This window comes from Verrucomicrobiota bacterium, assembly GCA_038744685.1.
Taxonomy (GTDB): Bacteria; Verrucomicrobiota; Verrucomicrobiia; order Opitutales; family Puniceicoccaceae; genus Puniceicoccus.
On record JBCDMB010000003.1, the window covers coordinates 67,172 to 86,830 of the forward strand.

Below are 19,659 nucleotides of genomic sequence, written 5' to 3' on the forward strand. Positions count from 1 at the left end.
AGGACCCCTTAACTATCCGGCAACCTCTCAGCCCAAACGGATTCCGGATAAAAGAACTTTAGCTGATAGCGGACTTCTCGAGCCGCCGATTGAAAGTCCTCCGCCTCATACAATTCGCCAGTCCTGAATAAAAGTTCCGGGGTCCAGGGATCGTTTGTAGTCGAGTAGACGAGGCCTTTGGCGAATGCCGATAGTGCCTCCCGACTCTTTTCTTGGTTTTCAAGGAGAGACCCCTTTACCAATTCAAGAAGTGAGTAATACGGGCTCTCGGTACTGATGCTATCAAATTGATCCAAGATTGCATCCACCATAAACGCTCGATCCTCTTTGAGATGGATGTAGCCCTCCCAGAGGAATGCTTCGGGGTGAGCCTCGATCGTTGAAGCAAGCTGGACGTCTTTATACAGGTTCCTCGAACGTTCCCAGTCCTCACGTAGCCGAAACTCGTTAGCCAGATTCAAATAAACGGGAACAAATACCACCTCTCCAGGACCCAGTGGAAAAAGTTTAACGATATCGTAAGCACGGTTATAGTCACCGTCCTCGATTAACGCAGCTGCTACCTCCACTGTTTGATCCCGAAACAGGGTCGTTAAACGATCTTTCGGGAAAGTTTCCAGAATTGAAGCAACCTCAGCCACTTTCTCGGCAGCCAACAGCTCCGAAATCAGTTGTGACACCGACCGGTGAATCTGCACTTCAGTGGGATCAAGGGGAACGTACTTTAGTAGTGGGTAAATCTCCTTACGAAGAAGCTCGAGTGCCTCATCTATCTGACCTTCATCTCTCAGTCTCGAGTATAGAGCAGTGTCTAGCTCGGGGCTATATCGAACAATAAAATTAAGGTTGTCCTCGGGCAGAGTGATGGAAGAACCAATCGAAGGATCGAGAATTTCCAATCCAAGAGAGTTTAAATCCAGGAGCGTGATGGAAGAAAACTGGTTGGGCCCGTCCACACGAGTAGCCTCAACAGGATTGTTCCCATACTTCTCGATAGCTTCTTCATAGCTCTCCGAAACCTCGAGAGGATCTGATGACGAGGAGGCAGGTGCCGAGGCCGAGGATTGTCCAGCGACCCAGTTCGCGCTTGAGAGCACGACCACCGCCGGCAGCCACAAGGTTCTAAATACTATTCGCATACTCCACTAGTTCGTTAAAGCCTTCGATGTTCTGGTAGCTCTCATTCTCCAGAGCTTCGTTCAAGGTTCGCCGCGCATCTTCGATCTGCCCCATCTCAACCAGGGTCTTCGCATCCATCAAATACGCCCGAACCGCCCACTCATCAAAAAGGCCGTATCCAAGAAATGTTCTTTCGAAAAACCCGTGCGCTTCGGGAAATAACCCCTCTTCAAAATACGTAACACCCACCCGGTATAGTGCTTCAGCATGAGGTTCACCCCGCCAATCCGGAGTTTTTAGAATCGACAATAGCTTCTCCCTCGCTGCCTCTAACTCACCACTCTCACCAAGAATCCGTGCCTGCGCGATGAGAGAACGGTAGATCTCTGGGTCCGCTGGGAAATTCTCCTCAGCTTGTTCATACAATTGAAGGGCTTCCTGCTCGCTCCCCTCACTGAGAAGAATGTCGCCAAGATTCAGATAGGCTGAGACTTTTTCCGGAACATTTTCTTCGTAGTCTATCGCTGCCCTGTACGCCAATTTTGAGAGCACTGGATCAGTCCGCTCTTTTCCTTCTCCAATCCAGACAAGGATCGCAGGACTCGCGAGCTCAAGGTCAGATTCCTGAATCACTAAAGGAGAACGAGGCGGAGAGCCCAGATCCTCAAGCGCCATCTGCATCCGCATCGCAAGCGTTCTTTTGTTGGTTTGCTTGGCTTGGTTAAACTCGCGTTCGAAGACGGCCGTGGGTGTATCTTTGGGAAAATCGTCTAATTGCGCACGATAGCTTTCGAGGTAAGGCTGTAGTGGCTCCGTGCTTGCCTCAAGGCTTTTACTGAACTCCGCACTTTGCCGCAGCTCTTCGTATAAGGATTGGTCCAAATCCGGGTCGTCCACAAACTGCTGATACAAGGCACCGCGATTCGTAGCTATCTCTTTTCGGAACTCTTCATCCGTTTCCAGTTTTTCGAGAAATGCCAGAGAAGATTCGAGCCGCCGGAGTGTCTCGTCGTACTCGTTCACATAAGTTGTAATCATTGGGTCAACCCCGAGATTCGCAGGGTCGTTTCCGAAGCGGAGAATCGCGTTCTGGTACTGCGTCAAAGCATCTCCCGGACGACCCTGCTTCTTACGAATTTCCCCGAGGAGAAAGATTGCTTGGGTAAGCTGCCCGTCTTCTCCGTGCTTATCGATGTACTCTTGGTAAGTTTCAGCTGCTCTCTTGAGCACATTGTTCCTTTCGAGTATCTTGGCTTTCTGAAAATAGGCACTTGTGATAAACCCAATGTTGTCCGTGTGCAGATCAACTTGCTCATAGTGAGCGATTGCCTTCAAAATATCGGCTCGGGCTGCATCTATTTCTCCAAGGAAGAACTCCGCCTCTCCACGAAGGCCACTATTCGGAAAAGTCAGAGCAAACTCTTCGAATAGTTTTTCCGCTTCGTCTGTTTTGTCTTGCCCGTAAAGCGCAATGGCACGCCGGTAAAACGCATCTTCCCGGTAAACACTGTCAGGAAACTGATCAGAGACCACTAAATCGAACCGATTCATTGCCTCCTCGAGCTGTGAATCGAAAAGAAAACCAAGCCCTTGCCAGTAGTGAATACCATCCTCTGCGCTTTTACCTTCGACTGCCGGCGCAATCAGACTGAGGCGTCCCTGCAATTCTTCGATGTCACCTTTGTTTAAGAGGTAGTTCCCAAGTAGAAAAACGACTTGTCCAGCTTCAACAGAGTCCGGAAACTCCTCTAGATAACTGTCGACAGTCTCATAGAACGAGTCCTCGTCATTAGAATCCAGATACGCAGACGCCAACGCCAATAAAACCCTCTTACGAAACTCCTGGTTGGCAATCCTGCCGCCCAACATCTGTTCGCCCAAGTCTCTCGACAACTCTTCAAGACCGAGCTTCGTGGCCGTGATAAATGCCGCAAACTGGAACTCTTGAGCAATTGGATCATCCGGGAACCGATCTACAAAACGAAGATAGGCCCAGACTGCCTCATAATCTCTACCCGCTAGATAATAATTTCGCGCGACCCGCGCCATCAACTGTGACGTGTAGGGTTCAACTTGACGCACTGCCTCCAGCTGAACTCGAACGTCCTCGAGCTCAAATAAGGCATCGGCCATTCTTTCCTCAGAGCGACCCAGGGCCCGCATTCTCTCCACCATTGCGGCTTGCTCTCTTTCAAGATTTTCGAAGTAACGAATTATTTGATCCCGGTTGAGAGTTGCATTGTAAAGAAGAGCCGCCTGAGCAAACAGACCTTTGTCGGCAAGCTGGTCTCCCGCCTGCATCAGAGCAACATTGAGGGAAACGCTGTAACGGGAGGGATTATCTACAGTGATTAAAGGCAAAAGTTCCAGAATCCCATCCATGTCATTGTCTTGGATAAAGGCCTCGAGAAGATAGCTTGCAGCCAAAGCACGTTGCTCTTCCGAAACTGACTGATCCAAAAATCTCCGGAAAACCGGTTTTCCACGCTCCCAATCCTCAAGCGAAAGAAGAGTCAGTGAAAGCTTCTGCAGAATCTCGAGTCGTTTCGCCTCACGGTGACGCCTGTCTAGCGGATCGGTAACAAGCCTTTCGTAGTCCGCAGCTGCGTCCTCTAACTGGCCAAGGCCTCGGTAGGCATCTCCCCGGAACTCAAGCGTGTCGATCAAACGTCCTTCTTCGACACCAGACTCTATGGCTTCACTGAACGCGGCAATAGCCTGTTCCAAGTTACTATTTTCCTGAGCCTCGCTGTAATCCTGAAGGTAACCCAAACCAATGAAGAAAAATACCGGACCGAGCTGCGAACGCTCTTCTTCACTCCCATCCTCATACCGTTTGGCAATTTCCTCTAAAAAAGGCCGCGCCGCTCTAAAATCATTCCTTTCCGTGAAATCTGATGCACGTGCCTGAAGATCCGAAATACCCATGGATTCAGGATTTTCTTGCGCTGAAACGCTAGAAAGGGTCCCGAAAGAGAGAACTAGAGCGACAAGGAATCGTAGGAACTTCTGTGGTGGGGAAAATGGGGTCATTCACCTCCCACAATTGCCTATCTCTCCCCTTTTGATCAAGCCAGAAACCTTGGAAAGCCTGAATCAAAAGACTCATCCGCAATTTCTGATCGCATCGTTCGAACCGCTATTTCAGGCTTGGAGTGATCATGTTCAAGTCTATCCAGCCCCTTGTATTTTCCTTTGATGTCGAGTGGGTTCCCGATCCTTTCGCAGCCTCCAGATTATTCAATTGCTCAGTCAACACCCCGGGGGAAAGAGAACATGCAATCAAACGCCTTTGGGAATATGGCGGAGCCACCGAGGAGAATCCTCAACCTTATCTGAAAACCGTTCTCTGCCGGGTTGTAACGCTAGCGGGTGTCCTTCGCGAAGCGACGAACACTTCGAAAGAACCTAATCTTCGAATGATTTCCCTGCCTATGCGCACGGATCTACCATGGCAAGAACAGGAGAAGAACATCTTACAAGGATTCTTCCAATCCGTTGGGGAAAGGAAACCTCAATTAGTTGGTTTCAACTCCACGCAAGCCGACCTACCCATTCTCGTTCAGCGAGCGATCGTAAACGGACTCTCCTGCCCAAAATTTGCTTCTCGACCGGAAAAACCATGGGAAGGGGTCGACTACTTCAGCGCACACAGTGAGCACAACATCGATCTCGCACCGATTCTCGGTCGATATAACCAGATGCCCGCTCTCAACGAGCTGGCTCGGCTCTCTGGAATCCCTGGTAAAATAGATACCAGCGGGAGTGGTGTAGCAGAGCTATGGTTGGAGGGTCGCCTCGAAGAAATACTTGCTTACAACGAGTGCGACGCCCTAACAACCCACCTTGTCTGGGCACGTTTTGCCCATTTCGCAGGCCTGCTTACGGCGAAGGCCTATGACGCGGAAAAGGAGGCTGTTCGCGATCTGACGTTCTCGCTGATTGAAAGTGGGAAACCCAAACTCCAAAAATTTCTAGACGAGTGGGACAGGCTGGAGGCAATTCAATTGCCAGAGTGATCGAAAGAAACGCTCTCTAGGGCACTTCGACTAACCTCCTTTGGCTCGTGATTGCGGCAGCACCTAAAGGGCGAGGCACTTTTGGGTTTGAGCCGCGTTGCGGCTTCGCAGACGGGCTTCTAGCCCGCCAAGCGAAGCCGTCGCCTTGCTCAGAACCAAAATTGCTCTCGTCACGGCCAAAGGAGGTTAGTCGAAGTGCCCTCTAGAACTTCTCGTCAAAAAGCTCTTCCATATATTCGTAAGCACGCTTTGCAGACAACGGATTGTATTCTGCCTGGCCTTTCATAGCGGCACTCGGATCAGTGAAAGAATGCACCGTATTCGAAAACTGCACCAGCTGCCAGTCCACTCCAGTGCCTAGCATTACAGTGACCCATTCATCGACGTCAGATTGCGGAACGAAAGGATCGTCGGCACCATGTAAAACCAAAACGCTCGCGGTGATATCCTTGCTGTCGGCCTCTAAAGTGGGCGAGAGAAGATCTCCATGAAAGGAGACAACCGCATCAAGATCAGCACCGGTCCGGGCAAACTCCAAGACAGCCCCACCCCCAAAACAGAAGCCTATCGCGGCCACTTCACCGTTCTTTAGCGGTAGACCTTGCTCGGCCAGCAAAACCTCGAGAGCCTTCGCCATTCTTGCACGCATCAAGGAACGATCACCCCGTAAAAATCCAGCGGCACTGCTGGCTTCTTCCATGTTTGTTGGGCGAACCCCTACTCCATAGAGGTCAACCATCATCACAACGTAATCATCGTCAGCGATCATACGCGCTTTCTCGAGAGACTGTTCAGTCGGTCCCATCCAATTCGGCACCATAAGAACAGCCGGGCGCCTGTCGTTGTCATCCTGATCCCAGACTATCGTGCTCTGAAACTGAACACCATCGAGCTCGTAACTCACCACCCGGGTCGCGGGATCATCCATTCCGGAGAAGGCGAAGGAAAAGGTGGTTAAAGTGAAAAAAATGGCTAAGAGGGCGAATTTCATGATGGGCGATTGGTAGAGGGTATTCTCTCCAAAGTCAATTGGCACCGGAAACGGTGCCCACGCTAGTGGAGCTCCGAAACAATTCGATTGCGATTTTCCGGCAGCACCCTCCAACATGGCCCGTATGCCCGAGATGACACCATTGGAGGAGATACGCCATTCTGGCTCCCATATTTTGGCAACTGCTGTCTTACGCTTGTTCCCAGAAGCCAAACTCGATGTCGGTCCTCCGACTAAGGATGGGTTTTACTACGACATTGATCTGGACCATCAGCTTACTGCCGAAGACCTCGATAAAATCGAGGCTGAGATGAAAAAGGTCATCAAGGAAAACCAGCGGTTTGAACGATTCGAACTTCCCCGGAACGAGGCAGAGAAATTAATCCGGGAGACCGGACAAGAACGATACAAATTGGGTCGACTCAGTGATATACCGGAAGGAGAACCGATTTCATTCTACCGAAACGGTGAGTTTACTGACCTTTGCGCTGGCACACACGTAGCCTACACGAAAAAGGTAAAGGCGTTCAAGCTGCTCAGTATCGCCGGGGCCTACCACCGAGGGAACGAAAAGAACAAACAGTTACAACGGATATACGGGACAGCCTTTGCCTCCAAGGAGGAGTTGGAAGAACACCTTCAGCAAATGGAAGAGGCGAAAGCCCGGGACCATCGAAAAATTGGCAAGGATCTTCAGCTTTTTCATATCGATGACGCGGTCGGCCAAGGCCTCGTTTTATGGACCCCCGCGGGCGCATTAATCCGCCAGGAGCTGCAGAATTTCATCAGCGCGAAACTGTCCGAGCAAGGCTACCAGCAGGTTTTCACTCCGCACATCGGTAAACTGGATCTGTTTCGGACATCCGGCCACTTCCCCTACTACCGTGAGTCGCAGTTTTCTCCGATTCTTGAGCATGGGGCGTTGGATGAACTGTCGTCCGAGGGCCTCTCCTGTGCGGAACTCTCTTCCCGACTGGAGAAAGGAGAAACCGAAGGTTACCTACTAAGACCAATGAACTGTCCGATGCACATAAGCATTTTCGACAGCCAGCCCCATTCCTATCGCGATCTCCCAGTCCGGCTCGCCGAGTTTGGCACAGTCTACCGGTGGGAGCAGTCTGGAGAGCTCAACGGACTCACCCGCGCTCGGGGATTTACGCAGGACGATGCTCATATTTTCTGCACTCCCGATCAACTCGCTGCCGAGATCGACGGTTGCCTCACTTTGGTTCAAGACGTCTTTCGCACTCTGGGCATGGACGAATACCGGGTGCGACTTGGCCTCCGGGACCCTAATTCAGAAAAATATACCGGAAACGAAGAGAATTGGATTCGTGCAGAAAAGGCCCTCAAGGAAGCCGCGCAAAACATCGGAGTCAGTTTCACCGAAGAAACCGGGGAGGCAGCCTTCTACGGACCCAAGATTGACTTTGTCGTCAAAGACGTGATCGGACGCGAATGGCAGCTTGGAACAGTTCAGGTCGACTACAACCTACCGGAACGCTTCGACCTGGAGTATACGGGAGCAGACAACCGCAAGCATAGACCCGTCATGATTCACCGGGCTCCTTTTGGCTCTCTCGAGAGATTTACTGGCGTTCTAACCGAGCATTTCGCAGGAAACTTTCCCACGTGGCTGGCTCCCGAACAAGTCCGGCTCCTACCCATGAATGACGATTTGGCCCCGTGGTCTGCAAGTCTCGCAAAACGATTGCGAGGCAAGGGTTTCCGCGTCGGCGAGGATTCACAGGCGGATAAACTAGGCGCAAAGATAAGACGGGCAGAAAATGCAAAAGTCCCCCATATGTTAGTTCTGGGAAGAAAGGAAAAGGAGGAGAATATCGTTTCTCTACGTAGTCGCATCCGCCCGGACGCTCCTTCGTCTCTGACTATCGAAGAATTCGAGAATTGGTTACGCGAAGAGATTCACACCCGAAGGCTTCCCGAAATGAGGCAGTAGGTCTCGCAAACACTCTCGTCGAGGCAAACCGGAATCCTCTTTGACTAGGCTCTCTGTTCTTTCCTGTTCTCGATTTGAGCGGCCACTCTTTCTAATGCTGCCTCGAGATCCTTCGGCTGAACAGGTTTAGTTAAGTAACCGTTCATGCCAGCCTTAATAGCCTCTTCCCGGTTGTCTCTTGTAGCTCCAGCGGTTAGGGCGATTATCCATGGCCGCTTCTCTTCAGGAACGGAATCAATAATTCTACTGGCAGCTTCCATCCCATCCATTTCCGGCATTTGGATATCCATGAAAATTGCATCGAATTCCTTTGAAGTCGCCCTTTCTACCGCCAAGGCCCCATTCTCAACCACTTCACAACCGTAGCCCATCCTCTTTAGGAGAAGACGGATCACCTTCTGGTTCACCGGGTTGTCCTCGGCTACCAGGATCTTGATCTCATTCTCCTGGAACTGCAAAAACTCATCATCCCCTCCCTCGTCGGATTCAGTTTTCTTGGGAGATTCTTCTCCGTCCAAGAAGGAATATATCCGCTTCTTTGAAACCGGTCGCGCCAGACGAACAGCTGGAACCGGCAACTCCTTCCCTTCATTTTGGATACCGACAACCCCCACAGGCCGCGAACTCCTGTTCCAGTCGCTTAATAAGTTAGCCAGCTCAGCATTATCGAGATACTTCTCGTCTAAAAATATCCAGCAATCTTGACCAACTCTCTCCACAGCGGATAAGAAATCATCGGCGGTTTCTACGAGCTCAACCTTTATTCCCCTTGAATTCAGACAGGATTTGAAATGTTTACGCCGAGTCGGCAGGTCGAAGAAACAAATCGCCTCGCCTCCCAGCCTACTCTCATGAAATCCTTCCTTTTCGAAAAACGCTGGGAAAGGCAAAACTACCTCGAAAGTCGATCCCTTACCCTTTTCGCTTTCGCACCGAGTGTCACCACCCATTCTCTGAGACAGTTCTTTCGTTATCGCTAGCCCTAGACCACTCCCCCCAAACTTCCGAGAGATAGATGCATCTACTTGGCTGAATGTCTGAAAAACGCGGTCTTGCCGATCTTTCGGAATGCCGATCCCGGTGTCGGTTACGGTGAAATGAATTAGACACCGATCGTTCGGCAACCGCTCCCTCAAGCCCACCTCTACGGTGATCGATCCAGTCTCTGTGAACTTAACTGCGTTTCCAATTAAATTGAAAAGAATTTGCTTTATCCGAGTGATATCTCCGACAACGAATTCGGGGACTTCAGGATCAATCCAAAGTGAGTAGTCCAGATCTTTCTGGGCCAGAATAGTTGAAAAAAGCGCCACAGACTCTTCCACCGCTATCTCAATGGAGAACCTGTTTTGCTCGAACTCAATTTTACCGTGTTCAAGACGTGAAAAATCGAGAATATCGTCCAGCAGCATGAGAAGAGTTGAGCCCGAGTTATGGATCGTTTCCACATAGTCCTCTTGCGAGTGGTCAAGATCAGTCTCGCGAAGCAGAGCCGTCATCCCGATTACCCCGTTCAATGGGTTACGAATCTCATGACTTACCATTGAGAGGAATGCACTTTTTGCGTCACTTGCTTCCTCCGCCTTCTTCTCGCTCTCACGAGCCTTATCCAATGCTTCAGCGAGCTGATCGTTGAGCCTTTCGGCCTCCTCCTTAGAACGAAGCAACGCTGCCTCATAGTCCTTCCGACTCGAAATATCCTGAATGACGCCAAAAACCTTTGAGGTGACCCCACCCTCACGGAGAGCCAAGCCCCTTAGAAAAACCCACTTTTCCCGGCGATCGCTCCCCTTTACCTCGTACTCACCTTCAAACTGCTGACCAGATTCGACTGCTTGATCGATCAGTTTTCGAATTTCGGTTGCATCATTCTCCTGGAAGAACCCCAGAGTCATCGTAACGTCCGGAACCTGATCCGGATTCACTCCAAAAATCCGATAGGTTTCGTTCGACCAATAGAGGCTGCCTTCTTGAAGATCCATTTCCCAAGAGCCAATTTCAGCGAGACGCTGACTCTCCATGAGAAGAGACTCACTCTTACGTAGGTCAGCCTCTGCCCTTTTCTCCCGTGAAATATCTGTTTCGATAACAACGAAATTTGCCGGAACTCCTCCTTCATCAAGGACCGGATTTCCCGTAATACGCCGCCATGAGGAGTCCTCACCGGGAAGGTGAACTGAAATCGTTAAGCTGAACTCTTCACCCTTAAGAATCGCATTTTGAACCACCTCTTTCTCTTGATCAATCGCATCAAAGGTCAGGGGTAATAAGTCCCAAATCTTTCGCCCATTTAAATCCATGCTGCGCCGCTCAGCCCGCCCTTGAAAGGAAGGATTTGCCCATTCTAGAACCCCCTCCCGGTCAAGAATCGCGATACCGGATAGCGACTGGCGAGTCGCCATCTCCAACCTGTGCAGCTCTGCTTCCCGAAGAACTCCGTCCGTAAGGTCAATGTAAGCCCCCAAAATAAACTTCTCCGCTTCAATCTCATCTTTTCGAACCGCGCCGCGAAAGCGATACCAACCCCACGTATCATCTCCTCGCCTCATACGATGTCGTACACTGAAAGTTCCCATCCCTTCCTTCCACAAGGGCTCGAGCTGGTCGAGTAGCTTTCGCCTGTCGTTAGGATGGATCCTATTCTCCCAGTCTTTGACCGTGTGAATCGATTCCCCCGGGCCTAGAAGTAGCATGCCCATCATCCGTTTGTCTGTTTCGACGATCTCTCGATCCAGATCAATACGCCACTCCGATATACGCGCAGCCTCCATGGCCATCCTCGTTCTCAATCCTGCCTCCCGGAGGTCGCGTGCCGATTGTTCACTCAGCTCAAGTGCTTCCCGCTTCCGCAACAACGCGGGAATGATCAAGGCCAAAGCCAGCGCGAAAATGACTAAGATGGGTATCAAGGCCATCCAAGTCTCTCGCCATGCCGGACCCGAACTGATTTTCTTCAAAATGAAAAACGGCCTTGCGCTGATACCTTCTACCGGGTCCTCACCAGGAGTGAGAACACCCAGGCCCTGATCCAGAGCTGTTTCCAGAGGTACGTGATCACGAAAAACCCAAACCTCGTTTCCAGAGTGGGCACCCTCGCCTGTAGTAATCATCGAACGCCAAACTTCAGGGAACTCATCGACAATCCAGGTACTTTGCTCCTTAGAAAGCAAAACGGCCCATGGGTCGTCGCCCCGCGAATCGTAAATCCATTGTCCGTCAGGAGAGACGATAAATAGATCCGGCTCTTGCTCGAGACTTCCGCCAATCATGTTGTCGAGCAAATGATCAGCGAATAAATCCGCCACTAGATAACCCGCCCGTGCTCCAGAGGGAAAAAACAATCCCGTCCCAATAAACACAGTGGGCTCACGACTACCTGCTACTTCGACAGTTGAAAACTCCGAGACCAGAATCTCGTTCTCGGGCAACTCCCTTAGCTCTTCGAGAAACTCTTTATCCAGAGAGGAACCTCCCCCCGAACCTGTATCGAGAGCGGCCTCTTCTAACTCTCGGTTTTCAGGACCGGACTGAGCGAGTAGCAGTTCCTCTCCGGAACGGTCCAACACACGGACACTGCGGATTCGCTGATCTTTGGACACAATCGATAGAATAGCATTGCGGAACTCGTCCGAAGAAAGCGAAGCGGTCGAAAGAAACTCGATTTGCCTTAAATTCTCTACCACAGCGAAGAGATCCAGATCCAGTCTAACTCGCTGTAGATCAACCATCGATCCAGCTTCATCTACAGTTTCCTTCATTTCGGCTCGCCAGATCCACCAAAAAGATAGCAGCACAATGACCGTAAAAAAAACGCCGACGAAAAAGGGCTGTCCAAAAAAGGTCTCCTTTGATGTCAATGGCTTTACTCCTCGGCCTTCCACGAAAAAGTTGAAACAGGATACCCTCCCTCTTTCAATGCGATAAAAAACGCGGGATAGTGGGTAACACAACCGCTACATTTGTTTCAATGAACCTGTCTTTGGAAAAGATCTCACCGGACTACCTTTCAGATCGAGCGGTCGAGGCCTCGGAAATCTGGGGTCACTCGCTAGTTTTGACGGAGGGCCAGTCCACTATGATCTGGGGGCCTTCAGGTGCAGGGAAGTCGACTCTGTTGCGGATCCTCTACGGGATCGAGAAAAAGTATTCAGGATCTCTTTTGTATGGCTCAGAAAACGCCTTTCGGTTGAGCCCGACCGAAATGGCAAAACTACGAGCGACAAAACTCGCGTTTGTCTCTCAGGATTTTCAACTCTTTGAAACCGAAAGCGGATGGACAAACCTCGCATACGCTCCATACCGGGAGAAAAATGTAACATCCGAGACTCTCTCGTCTTGGGCCGGCGAGCTGGGAATCGCTACACTACTCGATCGCCCACCAGAAACCTGGTCGCAGGGGCAACGCCAACGGGTTGCTATCCTTCGCGCCCTCGCGACTCCTTTTCGTTGGATATTCCTCGATGAACCCGTCAGCCACCTCGATCCTGCTTCAGCTGAATCTGCTCTGAAACTTGTTCAAAGAGTCTGTAACGAACGCGGTGCTGGTTGGCTACTCGCCCAGCAAACGGCCGATAACCAATCGGGGGCAGAGAACGTGTATCGAATATGAAGTTACACCGAAAACCTGCCAGACTGGGGAGAGCGAAGTGAGTCCATCTCATGAAATGGATCGGCCCTCGCTACTACCGCGACCCAACCGCTCGAGATGGGTAAGCCAATTCGGACTCGGAATTGCAGCCTTAATTGGGTGGATCCTCATAGTCGCTTCCTTTCAGAGCTTTCTCGATTTCCGCACTCTTCTTTACGAGGGTAAAGATTGGTTTCGCGACGATCTGGTTTTTCTCAACAAAGAGGTACGGCTAACCGATAGCATTGGCCTCTCCGACTCTGAGATCGACATGAGGCTTCTTGATAAAATTCGTGCCGTGGATGGAATAGCCTTTGCAGAACCCGTTTACCGAAACGACTTTGCCGCGGCCGTGCAAATCGGTGGGGGTGTGTTTCCCACGATATACAGTGAGATCTTTCTGGAAGCCGTCCCGCTGGAACTTTTCGTCCCAGAGGTTGCCGAATGGCAATGGCAGGAGGGAGACGCTCTTGTTCCGATCCTAATCCCTCGCCAATTCCTCAATCTTTACAATTTCGGGTTCGCACCTGGCAAAGGCTTGCCACCTGTCTCTGAGGAGACCGCAAAAAGAGTCCGCTTCTCTCTACTCTGCTATCCCACTTCCGGCGGCTCGCCAGAAGTGTTCACAGCATCTATAGCGGGTTTTAGTGATCGGATAGAGTCGATCGTTGTGCCCCTTTCATTCCTCGCCTACGCAAACCAACGGTTCGGAAGAGGTTCGAACGAAACGTATGGACGCGCTGCGATTGCCCTGACCAATCCGGATTCCGCAGAGTTTCACCGACTCCTCGAAGACAATCGTCTTAGGGCTGGACGCGACACCCGAGAGACCGCCCGTCTAAGGATGCTTCTTGATCTATGCCTAGTTGCCTTCGGTTCGGCAGGAGTGATTATCCTCCTTCTCAACTTGCTTCTCTTTCTCGCAGACATCGAAACTTCAATCTCCGACCACCGAAGCCGAATTGAGAAACTCTATTTCCTCGGCTATACACCGTCCGCTTTAGCTCGGCGGCTCGTTTTCCGAAAGATCGTGGGTCTGGGTCTTCCAGCACTCGTGGGACTCGCTTTTGCTTGGTATGGTAGAGAGAAAATTATTCAACCACTGAGCAATGCGGGAATCGAAATCTCGCCGCACATCGCCAACCTGACAATCCTTCTTTGGACTATCCTCATCTTCGGATCAGCCTTTTGGCTCATCACCCGAATACAGAGTCGACTTAAAGGTATGTACCGCTGAGTTTCACCCTCAATGTTCGTCCATCTGGTTGCCATTTTTATAGGAGGGGGACTCGGTGCTTGCTCCCGCTATCTGATCAGTCTCGGTGTGGCCAATTTTTTTGAGGAGAAGCACGGACTTCCTTTGGGGACAATGCTATGCAATGTCAGCGGCTCTTTCCTTATCGGCGTGGGAGCCGCTTACGCCGTCGGAACCTCGTTTGAGAATCAACCTTTTTTCCGCCATTTCTTGCTAATTGGATTCTTTGGGGGGTACACCACGTTTTCGACTTTCAGTCTCGAAACCATCACCTTGCTGCAAAATGGGAGAACAGGTGCAGCTGTCCTTGCGGCTGTCGGCACGGTTGTCCTCTGTCTTTTCGGAGTCGCTCTCGGCTCAGCCTTGGGAAACTGGATACGCACCTGAACCTATTCCTTGGACTTTCTAGTCGGCTCACAACCGCTCGAGGAGAGTCCCTTTTACCCACCTCTCCGCAAGGTCCAGAACTTGTCCCAATGATGGGAATTTTCCAGTCCGAACGTAGTACCCACTAGCGCAAACCCCGCACGCCAAAACAGCCGGATCACTAAGCCCAAGCAAGTGAGATCCCATCACTCCAGCACCAAACGTATCCCCCGCTCCGGTTGAAACGAGAGGCTTTTCAACAAAAGGACCGGGCACATATACAGCTCCTTCCTCTCCTGCACTTGCAGCACCATCGTTAGGATGGACAACAATACGATCCACCTTAATTCTCTCCCGCAAGAATAGGGATAGATCGGCTACTGTGCTGGGCTCTCTATCTCCCTTGAAAGAAGCGCCAAAAATCGCCGCCATCTGCCAAGCCTCTTTGAGATTCAAACTGAGGATCGTGTGGCACTGATTTGTAATTTCCCCCACCAAATCGACCAAACTGCTTTGATCCTCAAACGGCCTTTGATCGAACTCCGCCAAATCCATGAAAAAAGAGACCTCTTTCACTTTTCGACCCACTGCTGCCAAGCGCTCTGCGAGCCCCCTCCAAATCGTTCCTACGTTAACCAGCTTTCCCCAATTGACCGCACCAATAAAGTCTATCGTTCTCAGCTCCTTGTCCAGCTCGTCTAAACCCATCCGTTCAATTAAACGCTCCCAGTGGATGTCTGAACAAAAACGCAGATCACTCAACATCACTTTTCCATCACGAAACTCAAGGCAATCGCTGTGAGCAGGATCGGCCAGCGATATCATTTGCTTCATCTTATCATCCATGGCCTCTCGAAAAACCGGCAGAATCTCCTGATTTCCCAGAGCACCAACATAGGTGATCTCTGTTTGTTTTCCGAGAAATGAGTGAAGAGCCGAAGAGAGTAGCGGCCCATTTCCCCCGAATCGATCGCCGTGATTTTGGACGGTGAATGAAGTAGCAATTCCTGCTGCCTCCAATACCTTCGAACCAAACTCTGCCATCGTATCCGGTTTTTCAACCTCGATAAACGTGTCTATAAATCCGTCGAAACCGCAGAGTCCGCTCCACGGCTCCTTTATTTTGAGCTCAACCGTGCGGCGAAACTCGGCAACCACATCGACCAATTCAGAGGGATCCAAAAAGACTTTTTTCATCCACTAATACCGAATTTTATTGGTGTAAAACCTTCCACCACGAAACCCGATTCCAAGAGATTCTACGATCAAAAAAGGGCGCACACCACGAAAGGTGTGCGCCCGAACAATCAATCGATTAGAGTCAGAGAAAACCTACTGACAACCACCGCAAATTGGGCATTCGCAAGCACTCGGTAGACAACCGTTGCAGGTCTCGCAAGACTCGCAATCAAGTGCGAAGACCGATGCTGTGAGCCCAATCACTAGATGAACAGAAATAAAAATAAACTTCATTAGTTATACCTTTCGTAAAAATTTTTGCGATGTGACGGAATCTATCCGACACAGAAAACAGTTCTCTACGAAAGTCTGGGTGGAGGCCCGGGAGGACACTCCAGTCGCAACCAACCCTGTTCTGAATCGTTGGCCAACATCGATTCGAGGCAAAACTCAGTCGTCATCCTCACATCCAAGGCCAGAAAATAGAGTGAGCTAACCGGACAAAAACAAGCGGATCCGCTATTCGAACACATCTCAGAATTCGAACAGCAAGAATCCGCAGAGGCTGTCTCGGTGCAGCAACACTGCTCTTTTTCCAAAGCCGCCAAAAGACCTCCTACATCCAGCCCTTGAGACAATGAAAGAAACAGCAGAGTCGATGAAAGAGTGACTGCTGCAATTTTCCTCCACATAGATTTAAGGAAACATGACTGATAGACTACTGTCAAACGAATGCTCCTCGCAACAGACGAAGATCGCTTAAACCCGACCTCTTATGGAGAGATCAAGAGAGGCACTACCACTTCGCCTCCTTACCTCGGACAAAGCTTCTGACCTCCCTAAAGAGCCGGATTGCCGCATTCGTTTCTGGTGAACGCCCAAAACGAACTTCCATAAGACGTTCCATGAGCTTCATCTTAATCCCGAAAACGTCTTCCGTTTTGGAACGTTCCAGCCTTTTGATCTCTCTGCCTGCCTTTTGCCTCAACGGTGCAAGGCCTCGACCAGGCCGATAACGAAGCCACTTCGCTCCAGGCCCGAACGAGAGAAACCAAGCTAGAAAAACGACTAGCAACGTAACTCCAAGAAGAACTGCCCAAGCGACGACCGACTCTCTCAAGGCAACTCCAAACTCTTTCGCCCAATTGCTCACGAATCTCCAACTCCCGGAAACCCAATCCTTCAGCACAACACCCATTTCTTTTACAAGGGCTGAAATCCCGCTCACCATCTCTTGCTGAGTTGATTCGTCAAAATTGATGACTCGCCGATACCACATGACTCGGAGACTATCGATCCAAGCCTGAAAATCAGCCTCTTGGAAAAACCCCGTTTCTCCAACCGCCGCCGCAGTAAATCCACTGGCATTCCATCCACCAGGCGTCGGGTCAAACCGTACCCAGTTTGTCCCGTCAAACACTTCTGCCCAGGCATGAGCGTTTCGATTGCGGACGACAAAATAATCCTCGTAGGAATTCCATGAACCGCCACTGAATCCAACAACCATTCTCGTAGGAATTCCTGCCGCCCTTCCAAGCAAGGTAAAGGCACCTGCAAACAACTCACAATGCCCGTCCCGCTCCTCCTGTATCCACTGCACCACTGGATCACCCTCACCAAAACTTCCCGGTGAAAGTGTATACGAATGCCGACCTCTCAAATAGGCCATTATTCGTTCAGCCTTTTCAATGGGATCTTCTATTCCTTCTGTAATCGAACCGGCCACTTCCTCCAAATAAGCCCTCTCCTCGACCTGCATCGGAAGAGACAAGGTGGTGTATGGATACCGATTGAGTGCCGATCGCCCTGACGGCACTTCTCCGGTTGTAAGTGGCACATCGTCTTTCCCTGCCGGCAAAAACCGATCAACCAAAAAATCCTCAATCTGAAACGAGAAAACGGAGGTCGTTGCTTCAGGGATACGAAAGACCATTAGCCCAGGATTTGCTTGGAGAGGCTGGCGACCCTGAAAGGCCATTTCCCGGAACGGACCAAGAATCGGTAGGTAGCGGCTTACGCCACCCTCCATGTAGAAAGTCCAAGTTTCCGGCGAATTTTCAGCACCCGCAAACCAGCGACTCGGATAAGGAGAGAGACGATTCACTTGAGGAAGCATCCGCGTTCCGCGGGACGTAAGAAATAGACTATTTGCAAAAGATCCGCGGTCGTAGCGATCCAGGATCAACATTCTCCAATACGGCTCTGCAGGAATCGACGACAATCCGGGAACGTCAATCCGCAGAGCTACACCGTCGTCTTGCTGTATGCGGGTGACCTCTCCAAACCGCACCGTATCGTTGAATCCACTCATCCCTTGTTGCTGCAGTCGCAAGAACGGAATCGCCTGATCCAAATACACCCGTGGAATTGAAACAAAGAGGATTCCGGTTGTGGCCACCAACAGGACCAAAAGAATCGCTAGTGACCGAAACAGGCCTCCACTCAATGAATGCCTGACGAAAACGATAAACTCCCTCCAATTAAAAGTGTCCCAGATTTTCTCCGAAGTCTGCTTTTCTTCGGTGGATTCTAACAGGTTTACCAGGTAAAGGATACCGATCGAGAGTATGGAAAACAAAAATGCCTGAAGTGCGAAAAGCATCGACAAGGTGAACACCCCGGAAACCACCGCTAGAAACATAGCGAGTAGAATTAGCTGCAAATCTTCCCTGTTCCCTCTTGGGATGACCAGCCGCAGAAGGAGGAGGGCCATCAACAGGCGGATGAGAGGAGGGATAAGATCCTGACCACTTGTCACCAAATCGACAATGAAGACAAGAATAAGAACCGGAGTCGCCAGTCTGCGCAGGAAAACGGGGATCATTCCCGGCAGTCTCGGTGCAACAGTAACTACAAACGTCACCAAAAATACAATACCCAAGACCACTCCCTGAGCCATATCTAAGGCCGCCACAGTCCATAGCGAGAGAAGTGCCAACGCCTGACCGGCGAACCATTTGAGTCGATGTAACTGGACAACGTCGCTAGTCATCCAGTTAGTTCTAACCCCACGTTTCCGTCCTGAGTCGGAAGGAAGCGAATCAGATTCCCACGACTGGTCCCTCTTCCTGCATGTCCGGTGAACAAATCAGCAAGCGCGAGCTTGTCGTTTAGATCGTGCAAATCTGCCAAATGCCGAACTGACTTTACACCCTCCCGGTTAAACGAGTAACCGCTCAAACGATCCTGAACGAAAAGACTTCCTGCAATGGAAGATACTTTTGAAAGAAATTTTTCAAAGAGTGCCTGATTGGTCCAAAGGGTCTCGCTACAGTCCACATGGAGAACGAAAGATCCTGTTCCATCGTCCGCTAGCTGCCGGACCATCAGCTTACCCGTGCGCGCTGTCGCCTTCCAGTGGATCTGGCGAAGCGGATCGCCCTTCGAGTAGTCTCGCAAATGAAGCAAATCCGTTCCGGATCCCACCTTTTGGTGGGCCCCTCCGGCAAGAGTAGTCCGCCGGGGAAGTGGGATCCTACTCGACCGCGACTCCAGTGCGGGCCAAACAAGGAAATCCTCGGTCACAAAGGACCCAGTTTGTTTTCGCAAAAATCCGAAAGGAAACGTCGATTCCGGACCCTCTACCTGGACCGTTTCTATTCCCCGTTTTTGCACCTGGAAAGAGAAATCAACGGACACCTCCCGACCCGCCTCAATCCTCTCCCGCAAAAATATTCGCTGAATCGGCTCGTTGCCAACTCTCAGAACGAACCATATCGCCCGGCTCGAATACCAGACTTTCCCGTTCCGAATCAAGAGAGAGGCTGAAATAGGCTCCCCCGCACGACACTCTGAGGGCAAACGCAATTCCCATTGCAACTTTTGAAAATTAACGACCGAAAGAAAGCCATTCACAATCAAGAGAGCGAAAACGAAAGAGAGAACAAGAAAGAGAATATTACTTGCGGTGTTGTAAGCAGCCACACCAATCCCAATTGCAATCAATACAAGGAGCCAACCGGAAACCGTCGGCCTATTTCGCTGTCGTTTGGGAGGAACGAAAAGGAACAACAACCTTTTCCACCATGCAAATCCCAGCAGTTTGGGAAACGAATCGTCACCCGTGTAGCGCGGACTGGCCGACCGCAACTCACCCTCGGTAGGTCGCTCAGAATTTCGAAAAGAACCTTTCACAGTTCCTAC

At 50.7% G+C, this 19,659-nt stretch carries 12 protein-coding genes; 5 read left to right on the forward strand and 7 right to left on the reverse strand.

The window, feature by feature from the left end; translation table 11 throughout:
- Nucleotides 1-8: 8 nt before the first annotated feature.
- Both AAGJ81_02685 and AAGJ81_02690 read right to left on the reverse strand, forming a co-directional pair.
- Nucleotides 9-1,139, reverse strand: a complete 1,131-nt coding sequence (locus tag AAGJ81_02685; protein MEM0965047.1) for a hypothetical protein — start codon at nt 1,137-1,139, stop codon at nt 9-11.
- Nucleotides 1,123-4,047 carry a tetratricopeptide repeat protein gene (locus AAGJ81_02690; protein MEM0965048.1) on the reverse strand — a complete coding sequence of 975 codons (2,925 nt, stop codon included), beginning with the start codon at nt 4,045-4,047 and terminating at the stop codon, nt 1,123-1,125. The genes AAGJ81_02685 and AAGJ81_02690 overlap by 17 nt, the downstream gene beginning before the upstream one ends.
- 233 nt (nt 4,048-4,280) lie before the next feature.
- Between AAGJ81_02690 and AAGJ81_02695 the strand changes: the two genes are divergently transcribed.
- Nucleotides 4,281-5,138 (forward strand): hypothetical protein, encoded by an 858-nt coding sequence (locus tag AAGJ81_02695; GenBank protein ID MEM0965049.1) that lies wholly within the window; start codon nt 4,281-4,283, stop codon nt 5,136-5,138.
- Between the two features lie 202 nt (nt 5,139-5,340).
- On the opposite strand, the gene AAGJ81_02700 is transcribed toward AAGJ81_02695, so the two are convergent.
- Entirely contained in the window at nt 5,341-6,129 is a 789-nt protein-coding gene (locus AAGJ81_02700) for a dienelactone hydrolase family protein (protein MEM0965050.1), read from the reverse strand.
- A 124-nt stretch (nt 6,130-6,253) separates the two neighbouring features.
- Here AAGJ81_02700 and thrS point away from each other — a divergent pair, with 124 nt between their 5' ends.
- Nucleotides 6,254-8,089, forward strand: coding sequence for a threonine--tRNA ligase (thrS, locus tag AAGJ81_02705; GenBank protein MEM0965051.1), 1,836 nt, complete (start codon nt 6,254-6,256; stop codon nt 8,087-8,089).
- A 44-nt stretch (nt 8,090-8,133) separates the two neighbouring features.
- Here the strand turns inward: thrS and AAGJ81_02710 are convergent, their stop codons facing one another.
- Nucleotides 8,134-11,847 carry an ATP-binding protein gene (locus AAGJ81_02710; GenBank protein ID MEM0965052.1) on the reverse strand — a complete coding sequence of 1,238 codons (3,714 nt, stop codon included), beginning with the start codon at nt 11,845-11,847 and terminating at the stop codon, nt 8,134-8,136.
- A gap of 179 nt (nt 11,848-12,026) precedes the next feature.
- Here AAGJ81_02710 and AAGJ81_02715 point away from each other — a divergent pair, with 179 nt between their 5' ends.
- Genes AAGJ81_02715 through crcB form a run of 3 tightly spaced genes read left to right on the forward strand, consistent with a single transcriptional unit; the run spans nt 12,027 to nt 14,358 of the window.
- On the forward strand, nt 12,027-12,698 hold the full coding sequence (locus AAGJ81_02715) for an ATP-binding cassette domain-containing protein (GenBank protein ID MEM0965053.1): 672 nt from the start codon (nt 12,027-12,029) through the stop codon (nt 12,696-12,698).
- A gap of 37 nt (nt 12,699-12,735) precedes the next feature.
- On the forward strand, nt 12,736-13,953 hold the full coding sequence (locus AAGJ81_02720; GenBank protein ID MEM0965054.1) for a hypothetical protein: 1,218 nt from the start codon (nt 12,736-12,738) through the stop codon (nt 13,951-13,953).
- A gap of 12 nt (nt 13,954-13,965) precedes the next feature.
- Nucleotides 13,966-14,358, forward strand: a complete 393-nt coding sequence (crcB, locus tag AAGJ81_02725) for a fluoride efflux transporter CrcB (GenBank protein ID MEM0965055.1) — start codon at nt 13,966-13,968, stop codon at nt 14,356-14,358.
- Nucleotides 14,359-14,385: 27 nt separating this feature from the next.
- Here the strand turns inward: crcB and AAGJ81_02730 are convergent, their stop codons facing one another.
- The 3 genes from AAGJ81_02730 to AAGJ81_02740 all read right to left on the reverse strand — a co-directional run bounded on the left by AAGJ81_02730 (nt 14,386) and on the right by AAGJ81_02740 (nt 19,650).
- Nucleotides 14,386-15,534 (reverse strand): hypothetical protein, encoded by a 1,149-nt coding sequence (locus AAGJ81_02730; GenBank protein MEM0965056.1) that lies wholly within the window; start codon nt 15,532-15,534, stop codon nt 14,386-14,388.
- 778 nt (nt 15,535-16,312) lie between these two features.
- The gene (locus AAGJ81_02735) at nt 16,313-18,508 is read right to left on the reverse strand and encodes a DUF3488 and transglutaminase-like domain-containing protein (protein ID MEM0965057.1); all 2,196 of its coding nucleotides are present in this window, start codon (nt 18,506-18,508) and stop codon (nt 16,313-16,315) included.
- On the reverse strand, nt 18,505-19,650 hold the full coding sequence (locus tag AAGJ81_02740; GenBank protein ID MEM0965058.1) for a DUF58 domain-containing protein: 1,146 nt from the start codon (nt 19,648-19,650) through the stop codon (nt 18,505-18,507). The genes AAGJ81_02735 and AAGJ81_02740 overlap by 4 nt, the downstream gene beginning before the upstream one ends.
- Nucleotides 19,651-19,659 lie beyond the last annotated feature (9 nt).